Source organism: Streptomyces sp. NPDC055099, from assembly GCF_053607685.1.
Window position 1 is genome coordinate 192,797 of the sequence record NZ_JBSGUA010000016.1, and the last position, 17,921, is coordinate 210,717.

16 protein-coding genes are annotated in these 17,921 nt (G+C 68.1%); 6 read left to right on the forward strand and 10 right to left on the reverse strand.

The features are described 5' to 3' along the window. Nucleotides 1-92 precede the first annotated feature (92 nt). On the reverse strand, nt 93-1,475 hold the full coding sequence (locus ACWFRU_RS33035; RefSeq protein ID WP_453691818.1) for a serine hydrolase domain-containing protein: 1,383 nt from the start codon (nt 1,473-1,475) through the stop codon (nt 93-95). A 59-nt stretch (nt 1,476-1,534) separates the two neighbouring features. After that, a complete protein-coding gene (locus ACWFRU_RS33040; protein WP_453691819.1) occupies nt 1,535-2,416 on the reverse strand; it encodes a methyltransferase domain-containing protein in 882 nt (293 codons plus the stop codon). Nucleotides 2,417-2,444: 28 nt separating this feature from the next. Here ACWFRU_RS33040 and pdxR point away from each other — a divergent pair, with 28 nt between their 5' ends. After that, entirely contained in the window at nt 2,445-4,064 is a 1,620-nt protein-coding gene (pdxR, locus tag ACWFRU_RS33045; protein WP_453691820.1) for a MocR-like pyridoxine biosynthesis transcription factor PdxR, read from the forward strand. A 63-nt stretch (nt 4,065-4,127) separates the two neighbouring features. On the opposite strand, the gene ACWFRU_RS33050 is transcribed toward pdxR, so the two are convergent. Further along, nucleotides 4,128-4,523: a RidA family protein gene (locus ACWFRU_RS33050; RefSeq protein ID WP_453691821.1), complete on the reverse strand. Its 396-nt coding sequence runs from the start codon at nt 4,521-4,523 to the stop codon at nt 4,128-4,130. A gap of 136 nt (nt 4,524-4,659) precedes the next feature. Between ACWFRU_RS33050 and ACWFRU_RS33055 the strand changes: the two genes are divergently transcribed. Beyond that, nucleotides 4,660-5,700 (forward strand): helix-turn-helix transcriptional regulator, encoded by a 1,041-nt coding sequence (locus ACWFRU_RS33055; RefSeq protein WP_453691822.1) that lies wholly within the window; start codon nt 4,660-4,662, stop codon nt 5,698-5,700. Here the strand turns inward: ACWFRU_RS33055 and dnaB are convergent. Further along, complete coding sequence (gene dnaB / locus ACWFRU_RS33060) at nt 5,645-7,123, reverse strand: replicative DNA helicase (protein WP_363210311.1); 1,479 nt, start codon at nt 7,121-7,123, stop codon at nt 5,645-5,647. The two genes, ACWFRU_RS33055 and dnaB, sit on opposite strands and share 56 nt — an antisense overlap. Nucleotides 7,124-7,583: 460 nt before the next feature. Here dnaB and ACWFRU_RS33065 point away from each other — a divergent pair, with 460 nt between their 5' ends. Beyond that, complete coding sequence (locus ACWFRU_RS33065; protein WP_453691823.1) at nt 7,584-8,921, forward strand: MATE family efflux transporter; 1,338 nt, start codon at nt 7,584-7,586, stop codon at nt 8,919-8,921. A gap of 133 nt (nt 8,922-9,054) precedes the next feature. Here ACWFRU_RS33065 and rplI read toward each other — a convergent pair whose 3' ends face one another. The 4 genes from rplI to rpsF form a co-directional block, all read right to left on the reverse strand. Then, nucleotides 9,055-9,501 carry a 50S ribosomal protein L9 gene (gene rplI, locus ACWFRU_RS33070; protein WP_190082966.1) on the reverse strand — a complete coding sequence of 149 codons (447 nt, stop codon included), beginning with the start codon at nt 9,499-9,501 and terminating at the stop codon, nt 9,055-9,057. 18 nt (nt 9,502-9,519) lie between these two features. Next, entirely contained in the window at nt 9,520-9,756 is a 237-nt protein-coding gene (rpsR, locus tag ACWFRU_RS33075; protein ID WP_003949403.1) for a 30S ribosomal protein S18, read from the reverse strand. A 57-nt stretch (nt 9,757-9,813) separates the two neighbouring features. Then, nucleotides 9,814-10,422 (reverse strand): single-stranded DNA-binding protein, encoded by a 609-nt coding sequence (locus ACWFRU_RS33080; protein WP_453451487.1) that lies wholly within the window; start codon nt 10,420-10,422, stop codon nt 9,814-9,816. An 80-nt stretch (nt 10,423-10,502) separates the two neighbouring features. Beyond that, the gene (gene rpsF, locus ACWFRU_RS33085; protein ID WP_006604399.1) at nt 10,503-10,793 is read right to left on the reverse strand and encodes a 30S ribosomal protein S6; all 291 of its coding nucleotides are present in this window, start codon (nt 10,791-10,793) and stop codon (nt 10,503-10,505) included. A 276-nt stretch (nt 10,794-11,069) separates the two neighbouring features. On the opposite strand from rpsF, the gene ACWFRU_RS33090 reads away from it, so the two are divergent. From ACWFRU_RS33090 to ACWFRU_RS33100, 3 genes are all read left to right on the forward strand, one after another. After that, nucleotides 11,070-11,381, forward strand: coding sequence for a hypothetical protein (locus ACWFRU_RS33090; protein ID WP_453691824.1), 312 nt, complete (start codon nt 11,070-11,072; stop codon nt 11,379-11,381). Nucleotides 11,382-11,527: 146 nt separating this feature from the next. Then, nucleotides 11,528-12,649, forward strand: coding sequence for a lipid II:glycine glycyltransferase FemX (locus ACWFRU_RS33095; RefSeq protein ID WP_361828908.1), 1,122 nt, complete (start codon nt 11,528-11,530; stop codon nt 12,647-12,649). A gap of 90 nt (nt 12,650-12,739) precedes the next feature. Continuing rightward, on the forward strand, nt 12,740-13,771 hold the full coding sequence (locus tag ACWFRU_RS33100) for an alanine racemase (RefSeq protein ID WP_453691825.1): 1,032 nt from the start codon (nt 12,740-12,742) through the stop codon (nt 13,769-13,771). A 92-nt stretch (nt 13,772-13,863) separates the two neighbouring features. On the opposite strand, the gene ACWFRU_RS33105 is transcribed toward ACWFRU_RS33100, so the two are convergent. Further along, a complete protein-coding gene (locus tag ACWFRU_RS33105; protein WP_453691826.1) occupies nt 13,864-15,411 on the reverse strand; it encodes a glycosyltransferase family 87 protein in 1,548 nt (515 codons plus the stop codon). Nucleotides 15,412-15,540: 129 nt separating this feature from the next. Beyond that, nucleotides 15,541-17,916 carry a transglycosylase domain-containing protein gene (locus tag ACWFRU_RS33110; RefSeq protein ID WP_453691827.1) on the reverse strand — a complete coding sequence of 792 codons (2,376 nt, stop codon included), beginning with the start codon at nt 17,914-17,916 and terminating at the stop codon, nt 15,541-15,543. Nucleotides 17,917-17,921: the final 5 nt, after the last annotated feature.

Genomic DNA, 17,921 nt, shown 5'->3' on the forward strand with positions numbered 1-17,921 from the left:
CATCTCCTCCCCGCTTGTTGCGCTCCCCGCGCGGCGTGTTTTTCACCCGAAAACCCCCCCCCCCCCACCAGCTCACAGGCCCTGTAAGGGTCCTACGAAGGAAGCCCGCGCCACCCCTCCGGGTCCACCCCGCCCGGCACAGGAGTCCCCGCCTCGTACGGCTCCCGGGTGAAGAAGAACGAGCCGAGGTCGAGATGGCTCACCGTCCCGTCGGGCCGCCGCACCGCCCGCAACTGCTCCCCGGCGAAGTAACCGTGGAGCCCGGTCCAGGTCCCGTCGCCGTTCGGTCGGAAGCTCGAGCCGCGGCCCCGGCCCGCAAGAGGCGCCAGCTCCAGAGCACCGTCGCCCTTCGGCCGCAGCACGAAGGTGCTCGTCCCCCAGTACCAGGGCCCCGCCAGCTCCAGCAGACCCTTGTCCAGCTCGGGCAGGGGGCGCCATGCCTCGGGGATACGAGGCTCGGCCTCGGCAACGATCTTCAGCAGGTCGAAGGCCAACGCCGTCACGGCGGGGCCCGAGGTGCAGTTGGTCAGCGTGACCGCCACCAGGCCGTCCTCCGCGCTCGCCCACAACCCGGCCATGAAGCCCGGCAGCGACCCGCCGTGCCCGACCAAGGTGCGCCCGTCCCCGCGGATCAGCTGCGTCCCCAGGCCGTACGTGACGTCCCAGTCCCCCGACTGCAGGGGCGAGGCGGGTTCCCGCATCTCCCGCACCGTGCCGGCGGACAGCACCCGGTCGTCGCCCTCCAGAAGGAAGGCGGCAAAACGCCCCAGGTCCGCCGTCGTGGACCACAGCTGCCCGGCCGGAGCCATGAGACCCAGGTCCTCCGCCGGTTCGGGCATCATCACGTCCGCCCACGGGTGAACGGCCCAGCCACCCGCGTGCGGGGCCTGCGGCTGCGCACTCGTACGGTCCAGGCCCAGCGGCTCCAGGATCTCGCGGCGCAACACGGCTTCCCAGGGCTCTCCCCGCAGCGCCTCGATCAGCGAACCGAGCAACGTGTAGCCGGGGTTCGAGTAGTGGAACCGGCGCCCGGTGGGGTGCTTGAAGGGCTGCTCACCCAGCACGTCACCAAGCTCAGGGCGCTGCGAAGCGGGCGTACGCTCCCACCATTCACCCGGCGTCTCAGCCGCCAAACCGCTGGTGTGGGCGAGGAGTTCCGCGATGGTCACGTCGCCCGCGTCCGTACCCGGAAGATGCTTCTCCAGGGGATCGGAGAGGTCGAGAGCGCCTTCGTCGCGCAGCCGCATCACCAGCACCGCCGTAAACGTCTTGGTGATCGAGCCGATGCGGTACTGGACGTTCTCGTCCGGCGCGTGCCCCTCGACGCACGTGCGGCCCTCGGTCCACACCAACTCACCGTCCCTGAGCACCGAAGCGACGAGCGAGGGCGCCCTCCCCTCCGCTTGAGCGGTGGCGACGCGGTGCAGCAAGGCTCGACGGGTGGTGGGCAGCAACTCTTCACGCGGTGATGTCATGGCCCTAGTCCACCTGTGGAGAAGCCGCGCGTCGAGCCATTTCCGCTGACCGCTGTAGCTCACCGCTGTTCAGGACGCGTACCCGTGGCCTTGAAGAACGTGTAGTGGAAGGTCCCGCCGTCCTCCGCGGTCCTGCGCAGGTCGGCGATCCCGCGGTCCCAGTCGGTCTCGGTGATGAGGGCCGAGGCCAGCGCGTCGTCCCTGACGGATTCGATCATGGCGATGAACGTGCTGCGCGTGAAGCCTTCGACGAGCTCGGGGCGGGTCCGGTCCGCATAGACGGTGCGGGGCCGCACCCGGACACCGTCGTAACCGGCCTCCGCGAGGAGCGGTTGCAACTGCCGCCCGACCAGAGCGTTCCCCCCGCCGTCGGCCTGGAGCCGGACCAGGCAGTCGATCGCCGTGCGGGCGTAGGCGCTGTCGGGATGGAAGAACGCCGACCCGTGGTCCCCTTCGATCACGGTGAGGGTCCCGCCCGGCCGCAGCAGCCGCCGCAGTCCGGCGAGCGCCTGCCGTGCGGCGGCCAGATGCTCCAGTACGAAGCAGACGAAGATGTGGTCGAACTCGGCATCCGGGAAGGGAAGAGCGAAGAGGTCGGCACGGCGCCACCGCACATGTGCTTCCGGCGCGTGTGCCGTCACACGGGCGCGGGCCTTTGCCAGCGACTCAGCCGACCGGTCGACGGCCACGAAGTGAGCCCCGGGGCTGGAGTCGATCAGGTGGACGGTCTGGGCTCCGACGCCGCATCCGACCTCCAGGACCCGGCTTCCCGCCGGATACGCCGTGCCGTCGTGCAGCAGCGCGGCGAGGGTGTCGGCCTGGTCCCCCAGCCTGCGTGCCTCGCGGTGGGAGTACCCATGCACGTAGTCAACTGCCGGGCGGGCGGCGGGAGCCAGGGTCGTTGTGAGGGGGACGTCGGATGCGGCTGCTGCTGTCTGCATGGCTTCACCCTGCTGCCACTATGGCCCGGTGAACAGGTCCAATGACCGCGCCATCGACCGGTCCATAACGCACGAAACCCCGGTCGGCGCGGACTTCCTCCAGCTGAACATCGCCGATGCCCCCGTGGGCGGTCGCGCGGACTGGCTGGCCCGGCGCCTCCGCCTCGCGATAGCGGACGGCCACCTCCCGGTCGGCAGCAGACTCCCGGCGACCCGCGTCCTTGCGGCCGAACTCCGCGTGTCCCGTGGCGTGGTCACCGAGGCCTATCAGCGCCTGAGCGAGGACGGCCATGTCGCCGGACGCGGGCGGAACGGCACCGTGGTGGTAGCCGCACCGACGCCGGCCCGGCCCTGCTCAGCGGCGAAGACCCAGCCCAGCTCGACAGCCAAAGCCCGGCCCGACTCACCGGCGCAGGCCCGTCCTGACGCACCGGCGAAGGCCTGGCCCACCGCACCGCCAACGGCGCGGCCCGCCACTCCCGAGGGCCCCCTTCTCTCACCGCCGGACGCCCTGTTCGGCGCCCCACCCGGCACGGACATCTACGACGCGCTGCGGGACGCTCCGGCCCGGATCGACCTCTCTCCCGGCATGCCCGACCTCGCCGCGTTCCCCCGCGCCGCTTGGTTGCGCGCCGAACGCGCCGTCCTCAAAGAGCTCTCGTCCTCGGCTCTCGGGTACGGAGATCCACGCGGGGCCCCGTCGCTGCGGGCCGCCGTGGCCGACTGGCTGGCCCGCAACCGAGGCACTCGTGCCGACCCGGGTGATGTCGTCATCGTCGCGGGCACGGCACAGACCCTCACCCTGCTCGGCCAGGTGCTGCACGGTGACGGCATCCGTACGGTGGCCGTGGAGGACCCCGGCTCACTCGGCGCCCGTCAGCACCTGCGCAACGGCGGCCTCGACACCCCGCCGGTCCCGGTCGACGCCGACGGCATCCGCGTCGACGAGCTGCGTGCCACGAACGCCCCCGCGGTACTGCTGACTCCGGCACACCAGTTCCCGACCGGCGTGGTGCTCGGGGGTGAGCGGCGGCGGGACCTGATGCGCTGGGCCACCGAGCGCGACGGGCTGATCATCGAGGACGACTACGACGCCGAGCACCGCTACGACCGCTCACCGGTTCCCGCCCTGCGCTCCCTGCTCGCCGAGCACGTCTGCTACGCCGGGAGCGTGTCCAAGCTGCTCGCTCCGGCGCTGCGCATCGGCTGGGTCCTCGCGCCGCCGAGGTACCGGGACGCGCTGGTGGCCGCCAAACGCTTCGCCGATCTCGGCAACGCCGTACTGCCCCAGCTGGTCCTGGCCCAGCTGATGGAATCGGGCGCCCTGGAACGCCAGTTGCGCCTTCTGCGCGGCCGCCACCGCCGCCACCGGGACGCGATGATCGCCGCCGTCAGGACGCATCTGCCCCAAGCCGTCGTGCACGGCGCCGCGGCGGGCCTGCACCTGACGATCACCTTCGACGCGGACTTCCGTGACACGGAGCTCGCCGCCGCGGCCCTGGCTCGCGGTGTGAAGGTCCAGCCCCTGTCCTGGCACAGCCAGCGACCGCACCGCCCCGGCCTGGTCCTCGGTTACGCCGCCCCCACCGCCACCGACATCGCCGAGGGCCTGGCCACCCTCGGCGATGCCTTTCGGTGCCTGACCTGACGTATCGCCAGAACCCCATGCCGCACCGGCGGAAGCCCTACCCGGCGCGGCTCGCAGGTCGCCTCACGCGACGGCAGTGCCCTCGAGTTCGACCATCTGACCGGGGATCGCCAGCCGTGTCACGCCGAGCATCGTGGTGGTCGGTGCCACCCCGGCAACGCCCAACCGCGACGCCAGCACGCCGTAGTGCGGGAACAGCAGGTCGACGTCGGTGGTGTACACGTTGAGCCGGACGAGGTTCGCGAGGGACATGTCCGCCGCGCCGAGCACGGCCTCCAGGTTGTCGAGGCTCAGCGCCAACTGAGCGGCCATGTCACCTTCATGCTGGGGCTTGCCGTCATCGCTCATCGCGGTCTGCCCGGAGCAGTACAGGGTCCGGGTGTGCCCGGAGACGACCTCGCCCTGGTTGAATCCCATCTCCACCGACCACGTCACCGGATTGACTGCCGTTCGTTCCATTGCCACATCAGCTCCATTCGATTCATGGCGAACACGTACGTCCGGCGGCACTCTGAAGGCCATCGGTGACGTCGGTGCTCAGGAGCCTCGCAACAATTCACGACATCCTCGGTCATGTATTTGAGAGGGTTCTCGTATGCGCGCCGACCGACTCGTCTCGCTGGTGCTGTTGCTCCGTCAGCGCGGCCGACTGACCGCGGACACGTTGGCTCGCGAGCTCGAGGTGTCCACCCGCACCGTGCTGCGGGACATCGAGGCGCTGTCCGCGGCAGGCGTCCCGGTCTACGCCGAACGCGGACGGCACGGCGGTTTCGCCCTGTTGCCCGGTTTCCGGACCGAGCTCACCGGCCTGAATCACGACGAGGCCCTCGCCCTGCTGACCGCCGGATCGGGGCGCGGCGAGCAGACGTTCGGCCTCGGCTCGGCGCTCGCCTCGGCCATGCGCAAGGTGGTCGACGCGCTGCCCGAGAGCCATCAGGCCTCGGCGAGCGACGCCGCCCGGCGGATCCTTGTCGAGCCGGAGACCGACCTCCTCTCGCGGCGACCGGTCACTGAGGAGGTACCCGACACCACCATGATCGAGGTCAGGCGCGCGGTGCTCGCCGGGCACAGGCTGCGTATCCATTACGCGGCCACAGGTCAGCCACCGCAGTGGCGCACGGTGGACCCGATCGGCCTGGTCACCGTGCGCGACCGGGGCTACCTGCTGGCCAGGAGGTCCGGCGCGGACCGCACCTACCGGCTGTCGCGCATACTCGCCGCCGACGAGCTCCACGAACCGGCAGAGCGACCGAACCAGGTCGATCTGGAACAGGCATGGCGGGAACGCTGTGCGCGGTTTCTGTCCGACGGTCATATCGCCGTGCTGGTACGGGTGAGCCCTGAGCGCCGCGATGATCTGCTGAGTACGGCGCTGGCGGTCCGCGCCGAAGAGCCCGAGGCAGACGGCTGGCTGCGGCTTGAGGTGACGTACCAGGATTCACGCCATGCCGAATGGGCGCTGTGGCAGCTCGGCACGGACGCGGAAGCGTTGTCCCCGATGTCGTTGCGCACCGCCTTGCGCGACCGCGCCGCGACGATCGCCGCCCGCTACGCGGACCGGCCCCCATCAAGCGGAACCGCTACGTCTGCGCCATGTCCACGAAGCGCGAGTAGTGACCCTGGAAGGCCACCGTGATCGTCGCCGTCGGGCCGTTACGGTGCTTGCCCACGATGATGTCCGCCTCGCCCGCGCGCGGTGACTCCTTCTCGTACGCGTCCTCGCGGTGCAGCAGGATCACCATGTCCGCGTCCTGCTCGATGGAGCCGGATTCACGCAGGTCGGAGACCTGAGGCTTCTTGTCCGTGCGCTGTTCGGGACCACGGTTCAGCTGCGAGAGCGCGATGACCGGAACCTCTAGCTCCTTGGCAAGCAGCTTCAGGTTTCGCGACATGTCCGAGACCTCTTGCTGGCGGCTCTCGGCGCGTTTGGAACCACCGGACTGCATCAGCTGCAGATAGTCGATGATCACCATCTTGATGTCGGCTCGCTGCTTGAGACGGCGGCACTTCGCGCGGATCTCCATCATCGACAGGTTCGGGGAGTCGTCGATGTAGAGCGGGGCCGCCGAGACCTCGGGCATCCGCCGCGCGAGCCGCGTCCAGTCCTCGTCCGTCATCGTGCCGGAGCGCATGTGGTGCAGCGCCACCCTGGCCTCCGCGGACAGCAGACGCATCGCGATCTCGTTGCGCCCCATTTCCAGGGAGAAGATGACGCTGGGCAGGTTGTGCTTGATCGACGCGGCGCGCGCGAAGTCGAGGGCCAGCGTGGACTTACCCATGGCGGGGCGGGCCGCGATGACGATCATCTGGCCCGGGTGCAGGCCGTTCGTCAGCGAGTCGAAGTCCGTGAAGCCCGTCGGCACACCGGTCATCTCGCCGCTGCGCGAGCCGATCGCCTCGATCTCGTCGAGCGCGCCCTCCATGATGTCGCCGAGCGGCAGATAGTCCTCGCTGGTGCGCTGCTCGGTGACCGCGTAGATCTCGGCCTGGGCGCTGTTGACGATCTCGTCGACGTCACCGTCGGCCGCGTATCCCATCTGTGTGATGCGCGTGCCCGCCTCGACGAGGCGACGCAGGACCGCCCGCTCGTGGACGATCTCGGCGTAGTACTCGGCGTTCGCCGCCGTCGGCACCGTCTGCACCAGGGTGTGCAGATACGACGCCCCGCCGACCTTCGTGATCTCACCGCGCTTGGTGAGTTCGGCCGCCGCGGTGATCGGGTCGGCCGGCTCCCCCTTGGCGTACAGGTCAAGGATCGCCGTGTAGATCGTCTCGTGCGCGGGCCGGTAGAAGTCGTGGCCCTTGAGCACCTCGACGACATCGGCGATGGCGTCCTTGGAGAGCAGCATGCCGCCGAGCACCGACTGCTCGGCGTCGAGATCCTGCGGCGGTACGCGCTCGAAGGCGGTGCCACCGCCGTCCCAGCCACCGCTTTCGCGGCCGCGCTCGTGCTGCTCGTCGCGGCCTCTGCCTCCGTCGCGGCGCTGTCGGGAGGCGGGCAGACGGTCACTGGGACCGCTGTCGGCCCAGGGGTCGTCCAAGGGCTCGGAGATACTCACCGGGCCACCTCCCTCACGTCCGCCGCGCGGACCTCGCCGTGCCCTTCTTTCTTACGGCACGACACTGACAAATAAGCGGCCCAACTCCGGTTCTGACGCGTCGGTTTTACGGGCTTTCCGAGGCCGGATCACGAGGGGGGCGCCGCCCCACGGTAGGCCCGTGGGCACCGTCAGCCAATCTGGTTATCCACAGGCGGTGTGGATGACGGGCGCGTTGCTGTGGAGAACCCCGCCAAACCTGTGCACGGCTCGGTGGACAGCCCTGTGAACAAGCACTCAGCGTTCTCCAGAAACCCGCCCTGACCTGCACCTTTCCCATCCACCGGCTGTGCAGAAGAAAAACTTCCCCAGTCGGACCAAGATCCTGCCGAACAGCGCCTCGAAGAGTGTCCGACTCGAGACCAGGTAAGGGTCTTAGGGGCATTGCATCTCTTACCTGTGGAAGATTAGATTGGTGCCCATGACACAGGCTCCCGCGGCACCCAAGGCCGCTCGGCGACAGCATGACCGAGAGATCATCGCCCTCGCCGTTCCCGCCTTCGGCGCGCTCGTCGCCGAGCCTCTCTTCGTGATGGCCGACAGCGCCATCGTGGGCCACCTCGGCACCGCCCAACTGGCCGGTCTCGGCGTCGCCTCGGCACTCCTCACGACCGCCGTGAGCGTCTTCGTCTTCCTCGCCTACGCGACCACTGCCGCCGTCGCCCGGCGGGTGGGCGCCGGGGATCTCCAGGCCGCCATCCGCCAGGGCATGGACGGCATCTGGCTGGCCCTGCTGCTCGGGGCCGCCGTCATCGCCGTCGTTCTTCCCACCGCACCCGCGCTCGTGGAGCTCTTCGGCGCTTCGGACACGGCGGCGCCGTACGCGATCACGTACCTCCGCATCTCCTCGCTCGGCATCCCCGCCATGCTCGTCGTGCTGGCCTCCACCGGTGTCCTGCGCGGGCTCCAGGACACCAAGACCCCGCTGTACGTCGCGATCGGCGGCTTCGTGGCCAACGGTGTCCTCAACGTGGCCCTCGTCTACGGCGCCGGTCTGGGCATCGCCGGCTCCGCCTGGGGAACCGTCATCGCCCAGTGCGCGATGGCCGCCGTGTATCTCTTCGTCGTCGTCCGCGGGGCCAGACGCCACGGCGCCTCCCTGCGCCCCGACGCCGCCGGCATCAGGGCCTGCGCCCAAGCAGGCGCCCCGCTTCTCGTCCGTACGCTCTCGCTCCGGGCGATCCTCATGATCGCGACCGCGGTGGCGGCCCGCCTCGGCGACGCCGATGTGGCCGCCCACCAGATCATCCTGTCCCTGTGGAGTCTTCTGGCCTTCGCGCTCGATGCCATCGCCATCGCGGGCCAGGCCATCATCGGACGCTACCTCGGCGCGAACGATCCACAGGGAGCACGCGACGTCTGCCGTCGCATGGTGCAGTGGGGCATCGCCTCGGGCGTCGCCCTCGGTGTGCTGGTCGTCCTTGCCCGGCCACTGTTCATCCCGCTCTTCACCAGCGACTCCGTCGTCCAGGACGCGGCCCTTCCCGCACTGGTGGTGGTGGCCATCTCCCAGCCGATCTGCGGCATCGTCTACGTCCTCGACGGCGTCCTGATGGGCGCCGGAGACGGCCCGTACCTGGCCTGGGCCATGCTGGCCACGCTGGCGGTCTTCGCTCCGGTGGCGCTCCTCGTGCCCACCCTCGGGGGCGGACTGACCGCCGTCTGGGGAGCGATGACCCTCATGATGGCGGTCCGCATGGTGACTCTCTGGCTGCGTACGCGCTCCGGCCACTGGATCGTTACCGGCGCCACCCGCTGACGCCCGTCCCGCTGTTTCACGTGAAACAGCCCCATGAACAGCGCGCCCGTGAAACACCCTGCCTGTGAAACACGTTGGGCCGCACCCTGAGGGTGCGGCCCAACGTTTGCTTCAGCCCTGCCAAGCGCAGTGCTTAGGCGGAGACGACCTCGATGTTGACCTGAGCGGCAACCTCGGGGTGCAGACGCACGGACGTCGCGTGGGCGCCCAGCGTCTTGATCGGCGAGCCCAGCTCGACACGGCGCTTGTCGATCTTCGGGCCACCGGCAGCCTCGATCGCCGAAGCGACGTCAGCCGGGGTGACGGAACCGAAGAGACGACCGGCGTCGCCGGAGCGGACGGCCAGACGGACCTTGACGCCCTCGAGCTTGGCCTTGACCTCGTTGGCCTGCTCGATGGTCGCGATCTCGTGGATCTTGCGAGCACGACGGATCTGCTCGACGTCCTTTTCGCCACCCTTGGTCCAGCGGATCGCAAAGTTCCGCGGGATCAGGTAGTTGCGGGCGTAGCCGTCCTTGACGTCTACGACCTCGCCGGCGGCACCGAGGCCGGAGACCTCGTGGGTGAGGATGATCTTCATTAGTCGGTCACCCTTCCCTTATCGCGCGGTGGACGTGTAGGGCAGCAGCGCCATCTCACGGCTGTTCTTCACGGCCGTGGCGACGTCACGCTGGTGCTGCGTGCAGTTGCCGGTCACGCGGCGGGCACGGATCTTGCCGCGGTCGGAAATGAACTTCCGCAGCATGTTCGTGTCCTTGTAGTCCACGTACGTGACCTTGTCCTTGCAGAATGCGCAGACCTTCTTCTTAGGCTTGCGCACAGGCGGCTTCGCCATGGTGTTTCTCCTGTGTGATCAAGAAGTGTGGGAACGGCCCACCCTTGGCCCTGAGGCCTAGAAGGGGGGCTCGTCCGAGTAGCCGCCGCCAGAGCCGCCGCTGCCGCCGGAGCTTCCGCCCCAGCCACCGCCGCCGCCCTGCTGACCGCCGCCGGCCGGCGCACCGGTCGCCCAGGGGTCGTCGGCGGGAGCACCGCCGCCGCCCTGCTGCTGACCGCCGCCACCGGGGCCGCCGCCCCAGTTGCCGCCGCCCTGCTGCTGGCCGCCGCCACCGCCGCCGTAACCGCCCTGGCCGCCTCGACCGGTGGTCTTGGTGACCTTGGCCGTGGCGTTCTTCAAGCTGGCGCCCACTTCCTCGACGTCCAGCTCGTAGACCGTGCGCTTGACGCCCTCACGGTCCTCGTAGGACCGCTGCTTCAGCCGGCCCTGCACGACGACGCGCATGCCTCGCTGGAGCGACTCCGCGACGTTCTCCGCCGCCTGACGCCAGACCGAGCAGGTGAGGAAGAGGCTCTCGCCGTCCTTCCACTCATTGGTCTGACGGTCGAAGGTGCGGGGAGTGGACGCGACACGGAACTTCGCGACCGCCGCACCGGACGGGGTGAAGCGCAGCTCGGGGTCATCGACAAGATTGCCGACGACCGTGATGACGGTCTCGCCTGCCATGGGGGAACCTCTCGGCGGGTTTGCTGCTGGCTGCTTTTGCTGCTGCTACTCGGATCCCGAATACCGCTGAGCTGGGAAGCTCAGTGGGTCTCGGGACGGAGGACCTTGGTCCGGAGGACCGACTCGTTCAGGTTCATCTGGCGGTCGAGCTCCTTGACGACCGCAGGCTCGGCCTGCAGGTCGATGACCGAGTAGATGCCCTCGGGCTTCTTCTTGATCTCGTACGAGAGACGACGACGGCCCCAGGTGTCGACCTTTTCGACCTTTCCGTTGCCCTCACGGACGACGGAGAGGAAGTTCTCGATCAACGGGGAGACAGCGCGCTCCTCGAGATCGGGGTCGAGGATGACCATCACTTCGTAGTGACGCATGTGGAACCCACCTCCTTTGGACTCAGCGGCCACGGTCGTTCCGTGGCAGGAGGGTCGTGATGCGTACGCAACGGTATCGGCAGCCACTGACAATCGGGCTCCCCGATCGTTGAGCCGATCGGGAGTCCCTGCCATGGCCTGGGCAGACACCGGTGCAGACGGTACAGAGTACCCGCACCTAGGCTTCCGGTTGAAATCCGGCCGCGGACGGGCAGAATCTGTACACATCGGGTGTGTATGGCGCTACGATGCGCCGCCTTCCGCAGGAGGTGCCTCATGGCACAGACATTGCGACCGAATACCGCGGGCTCTCTCTTCGCCACGGACGGCAAGGCCCATCCCATGCAGGACACGCTGCTCGGCGTGACCCTGCTCCTGGGTGCCATCGCCTTCGTCACGGCGATGTTCCACAACCTCCACCTGCTCAGCTCATGGGCCGGTCTGGTGGGAATCGCCACGGGTGCCTGGGGACAGTTCATCTCCGAGACGACCCGCGAGCGCTTCGGCCTGATCCTCGGCCTCGGGGCCTCGGCGGTCGGATTCTTCCTGGGTATGGCCCACGGCGGACTCTTCGGCGGGCTCTGGTAGCCACCCCCGAACGCCCCCGGCGCACCTGAGCCGGGTGCCAAGGTTCCGTACGCCCAGACGGGGCGCTCTCGGGGCACAGTAGGCTTCGGCGCGAGAGCCGGAGCCCCTGTACCCATGGGGACACACCAGCCCGAGGAGCGCCCCGAATGAGTCTGACCCTGAGGACCATCAGTCGCGAGCAGCATCTGGCGTATATCCAGAGCCTGCCGTCGGCAAGTCATTGCCAGGTCCCGGCATGGGCGGATGTGAAGAGTGAATGGCGTTCGGAGAACCTGGGCTGGTTCGACGACCGGACCGGCGAACTCGTCGGTGCGGGCCTGGTGCTCTACCGACAGCTGCCCAAGGTGAAGCGTTACCTCGCGTACCTTCCCGAGGGCCCGGTCATCAATTGGTACGCGCCGAACCTGGACGACTGGCTGCAGCCGATGCTGGCGCATCTGAAGCGACAGGGCGCCTTCTCCGTGAAGATGGGCCCGCCGGTCGTCATCCGGCGCTGGGACGCTCCCGCGATCAAGTCGGGCATCCAGAACCCGGACGTGAAGCGCCTGCGGGACGTCGAGGCCTCGCACATCGAGCCGCGTGCCTTCGAAGTCTCCGACCGGCTGCGGAAGATGGGCTGGCAGCAGGGGGAGGACGGCGGCGCCGGCTTCGGTGACGTACAGCCGCGTTATGTCTTCCAGGTGCCGCTGGCCAACCGCTCCTTGGACGAGGTCCTCAAGGGCTTCAACCAGCTCTGGCGACGCAACATCAAGAAGGCCGAGAAGGCCGGCGTCGAGGTCGTCCAGGGTGGTTACGAGGACCTCGCCGAATGGCAGCGCCTTTACGAGATCACCGCGATCCGCGACAAGTTCCGCCCCCGGCCGCTGGGCTACTTCCAGCAGATGTGGCGGGCCCTCAACTCCGAGGACCCCAACCGCATGCGGCTGTACTTCGCGCGGCACAACGGCGTGAACCTGTCCGCGGCGACGATGCTCGTCGTCGGCGGGCACGTCTGGTACTCCTACGGTGCCTCGGACAACATCGGCCGTGAGGTCAGGCCCTCGAACGCGATGCAGTGGCGGATGCTCCGGGACGCCTACGCGCTCGGCGCCACCGTCTATGACCTGCGGGGCATCTCCGACTCCCTGGACGAGACGGACCACCTCTTCGGACTGATCCAGTTCAAGGTGGGCACGGGTGGAGAGGCTGTCGAGTACATCGGCGAGTGGGACTTCCCGCTCAACAAGCTGCTCCACAAGGCGCTCGACATCTACATGTCGCGCCGCTGACCGCACCGCCCCGGCACAATTCGCGTAACCCCGAATAGTCTTCATACCTCTGATACACCGCAGCCACGAGAAAGGTTCCGGGATCCGGCCATGGCGCTCACGCTCTATGTCGACACCGCGCGCTGGCGGGCACACCACAAGCACGTGCTGGAGCAGTTTCCGGGAATCGTCCCGGTCTGCAAGGGCAACGGCTACGGCTTCGGTCATGAGCGCCTCGCGGAGGAAGCGACCCGCTTCGGCTCCGACATCCTCGCCGTCGGCACCACGTACGAAGCCGCCCGGATCAAGGACTGGTTCAGCGGCGATCTGCTGGTCCTGACCCCGTTCCGGCGGGGCGAGGAGCCCGTGCCGCTGCCCGACCGCGTCATCCGCTCCGTGTCGTCCCTGGACGGCGTACACGGCCTCGTGGGCGCCCGCGTCGTCATCGAGGTCATGTCCTCGATGAAGCGGCACGGCGTGAGCGAGCAGGAGCTCTCACAGCTGCACGCGGCCATCGAGGACGTACGGCTCGAGGGTTTCGCGATCCACCTGCCGCTGGACCGCACCGACGGCTCGGACGCCGTCGAGGAGGTCATCGCCTGGATGGACCGGCTGCGTGCCGCCCGTCTTCCGCTGCACACGATGTTCGTCAGCCACCTCAAGGCCAACGAACTCGCCCGCCTGCAGCAGCAGTTCCCACAGACGCGTTTCCGCGCCCGCATCGGCACGCATCTGTGGCTGGGTGACCATGAGGCCACGCAGTACCGCGGCGCCGTCCTGGACGTCACGCAGGTGACCAAGGGCGACCGCTTCGGCTACCGCCAGCAGAAGGTCGCGTCCGACGGCTGGCTGGTCGTCGTCGCGGGCGGCACCTCGCACGGCGTCGGCCTGGAGGCGCCGAAGGCGCTGCACGGCATGGTGCCGCGGGCGAAGGGCGTGGCCCGCGCGGGCCTCGCGACCGTCAACCGCAACCTCTCGCCGTTCGTGTGGGGCGGCAAGCAACGCTGGTTCGCGGAGCCGCCACACATGCAGGTCTCCATCCTCTTCGTGCCCTCGGACGCGCCCGAGCCGAAGGTGGGCGAGGAGCTGGTGGCCCATCTGCGGCACACCACCACGCAGTTCGACCGCATCGTCGACCGCTGATCACAGACGGACCGACCGCAGGCTGAAGGGCCGGGAGCGACCATCGTCGCTTCCGGCCCTTCAGTCGTTCCCGGCTACCTCAGCCTGTTCGCTCAGGGTGAAACGTCGGTCGGCTTCGTTCCCCACCGCACCTGGGGGCCCTCGGTGAGGTGCACCGCATGCCGCCGCGGATGGGCCGCCTGGCCAAGGACGAAGACGTCCGGTGCACCGTCCAGGACGCCCCCTGAGGGGTCGTCGTCGCCGGACCGCCGCACCGGGTCCCTCTCGGGCATCAGGATGTCGCGCACGACCACGGCACACAGGTACAGCGTCCCCAGCAGGTGCACCACGATGGCGAGTTGATAGCCCTCGGTCGGAAGGCCCTTATGGGCGTCCCCGCTTGTCGTGTACGCGAGGTACAGCCAAATCCCCAGGAAGTACGCGACTTCGCACGCCTGCCAGATCAAGAAGTCACGCCAGCGCGGGCGGGCCAGCGCGGCGAGGGGGATCAGCCACAGTACGTACTGCGGCGAGTAGACCTTGTTGGTGAGGATGAACGCGGCGACGACCAGGAAGGCGAGCTGCGCGAAACGCGGGCGGCGCGGCGCGGTCAGGCCCAGCGCGCCGACCCCGAGGCAGGACAGGAGCATCAGCGCCGTCGCCAGGGTGTTGACCGTGTCCGTGGACAACGGGTCGTCCATGCGCTGCGAGAGGATCAGCCAGAACGATCCGAAGTCGACTCCCCGCTCCTGGCTGAAGGTGTAGAACTTCGCCCAGCCCTCGCGGATGTGGAAGCCCGTCGCGTCATGCGTGATCATCACGGGCAGGTTCACCACGAGCCAGGCACCGACCGCGGCCCCGGCCGTCACCCAGAAGGCCCGCCAGCGCCCCGCTCGCCAGCACAGGATGAGCAGCGGGCCCAGAAGCAGCGCCGGGTACAGCTTCGCCGCCGTCGCCAGGCCCAGCAGGACTCCCGCGGAGAGCACCCCACCACGGGCCCACATCAGCATCGCGGCGGCCGTGAGAGCGACGGCGAACAGGTCCCAGTTGATGGTGGCCGTCAACGCGAACGCGGGCGCCAGGGCGACCATCAGGCCGTCCCAGGGGCGACGCCTGTGGGTGCGGGCGACACAGACGGCGATGACCGCCGTACAGGCCATCAGCATCCCTGCGTTGACCATCCAGTAGAACTTCTCCTGGTGCTGGATGCTGCCGCTGCCCGGGGTCAGCCAGGAGGCCACCTCCATGAACACGCCGGTCAGCACCGGGTACTCGAGGTACTCCATGTCGCCGGGCAGCTTGTCGAAGTAGGGGACGAGCCCGTCGGCGAATCCGCGCCCCTGGTAGAGGTGCGGGATGTCGGAATAGCAGGCGTGCGTGTACTGCGAACTCGCACCTTGGAACCAGGCACCGTCGTAGCACGGCATCTTCTGCACCATGCCGAGCGCGAACATCCCGATGGCCACGAGCGCGATGACGCGTACGGGAGCCCACCATGTCGCCGCGTACAGCACTCTGCGGCCGATGGGTCCGCCGATCAGCTCACTGCCGGCCGCGGCGACCTCATCCTCTCGGGTCGGCCGTACGGGCTCCGACTGTTGTGCACTAGTGGTCTTGTGCACGCTCGTGCGCGTCGTCTCTGCACTGGGCATGCCGCACATCCTGCCGTATGCACCTGAGAACACGGCGAGGGCCGCCACACCGATGCCGGTGTGGCGGCCCTTATCAACGCTCGATGGCACATGTTTCACGTGAAACAGTGCGTTTCACGTGAAACATACTCACGGGGGTCAGCCTGCCGGGCCCCCTAGCCAGCCTCCATTACCGCTCCCGTTGTTACCTCCGCCGCCAGTCGGTTCATCCGTGGCCGGTGGCGACTCCCCGCCGGTGCTGCCGTCGGTAGTGCCGCCGTCCGCCTGACCGCCGTTGTTGTTGCACTGCCAGTCCCACTCGGCACAGGACTCATCGGGATCAGGGCTGTCCGACGGGGTCGGAGACGGGCTGGTTTTCGAGGGAGTCGGCGAGGGACTCTCCTCCGGCTCCTCGGTCTTCGAGGGGGTCGGGCTCGGGGCCGGGGGCGGAGTCTCTCCGACGACCCTTCCAATCGGTTGCGGGACCGGGAAGTTGAGCGCGCGTTCGCCCTTCAGAGCCTGCTCCATGTAGCTCTTCCAGATCTGCGCGGGGAACGAGGCACCGTGGATCTTCTCCTCGCCACCCGTGCCGAACATCTCCAGGAACTCGCGCTTCTTGTTCCCCTCATCGTCGTCGAGGCGGTACATGCTGATCGCCGTCGACAACTGCGGGGTGTACCCCACGAACCAGGCGGACTTGTTGCCGTCAGTCGTACCGGTCTTGCCCGCCACCTGGCGGCCGCTCAGCTGGGCCGCGCTGCCCGTGCCCTTCTCGACGACGGTCCGAAGCACGTCGGTGACGTTGTCGGCAACCTCCGGGTCAAAGGCCCGCTTGGGCTGCGCGTCGTGCTGGTAGACGGTGTTGCCCTTGTACTCGACTTCCTTCACCGAGTACGGCTCGTTCTGCTTGCCGCTGGCCGCAAAGGTGGAGTACGCGCCGGCCATACGGATCGCACTCGGAGAGGACGTGCCGAGCGAGAAGGACGGGTAGTTGGCGCTGGCCAGGCTGTTCTCCTTGATGCCGGAGGCGATGGCCGCCTCCTTCACCTTGTCCAGGCCGACATCCATGCCCAGCTGTACGTAGGCCGAGTTCACCGACTCCCGCATCGCCTCACGGAGGTCGATCTGGTAGGTCGGCGCGTTGTACGACGCGTCACCGTCGTTGGTCTGCAGCCACTCCTTGCCTTCCCGGTCCTTCCAGACGGTGCCGTCGTAGTTCTGGATCTTGAGCTTGTTCTTGCCGCTGTACAGGCTCTTGGGGTTGACGATGGTGCGCTGGTCCTCGCCCTGGATCGCCGGCCCGCTCTTGGAGCGCGTTCCGTCCTTGAAAGCCGCAGCCAGCACGAAAGGCTTGAATGTCGAGCCCACCTGCGCACCGGTCTGGTCCGCGTTGTTGGTGAAGTGCTTGGTCGCGTCCTCACCGCCGTAGATGGCTTCGATCGCCCCGTCCTTGGGATTCACGGACGCGCCACCGAACTGGACGTGGGTGTCCTTGTCCTTGCGCAGCTTGGGCTTGATCTTCGCCTTGCGGACCTTCTCCACGGACTTCTCGAGCTTCAGCACCTTGCTCTTGTCGAAGGTCGTGTGGATCTCGTAGCCACCCTGCTGAAGGTCGCTGGCCGTGATCTGACCGTCGCTGTTGTTGATCACGTAGGCCTTGGCCAGGTCGACCAGGTAACCGACCTGCCCGCCCAACTGAGCGTTGGAGCGGGGGTTGTGAAGCCTCGGGAACTCCGTGTACTTGTTCCGGACCTGGGCGGTCAGGTGACCGTCCTTGACTTCCTCGTCGAGGATCCACTTCCAGCGCTTCGTTGCACGCGCGGTGTTGGCCTCCCGAGAAGCCGCAGGGTCAACCTCAGGAGAGCCAGCCGGGTCGTAGTACGTGGCGCCCTTCAGGACCGTAGCCAGGAGCGCGCACTCGCTGGGGTTCAGGTCCGCGGCGTCTTTGTCGAAGTAGGCGCGCGCAGCCGCCTGGATGCCGTAGGCCCCTCGACCGTAGTAGGCGGTGTTGAGATACCCCGCCATGATCTCGTCCTTGCTGACAGTCCGGCCGACCTTTATGGAGATGAAGAGCTCTTTGAACTTACGCGTGAACGTCTGCGACTGGTCGCCCAGGCGCGCGTTCTTCACGTACTGCTGGGTGATGGTCGAGCCACCTTGGGTCTCGCCGCCCTTGGCCATGTTGACCACGGCCCGCGCGATGCCCATGGGGTCGACGCCCTTGTCGTCCTCGAACGTCTTGTTCTCGGCCGAGATGACGGCGGTGCGCATCGCTTCGGGGATCTTGTCGTAGTCGATGATCTGGCGGTTCGTCTCACCACCGGTCGCGACCATCTGCTTGCCGTTGGCCCAGTAGTAGACGTTGTTCTGCGCCTTGGCCGCTTCGTCGACCTTCGGCACCTCCACCAAGGCGTACGCGATCCCGGTGACCGCCATCAGGCCACCGAGAAACCCGACGAACAGGCCGGTGACGAGACGCCAGGACGGAACCCAGCGGCGCAGGCCGTCCTTGTCCGAACGCGGGTAGTTGATCAACCGCT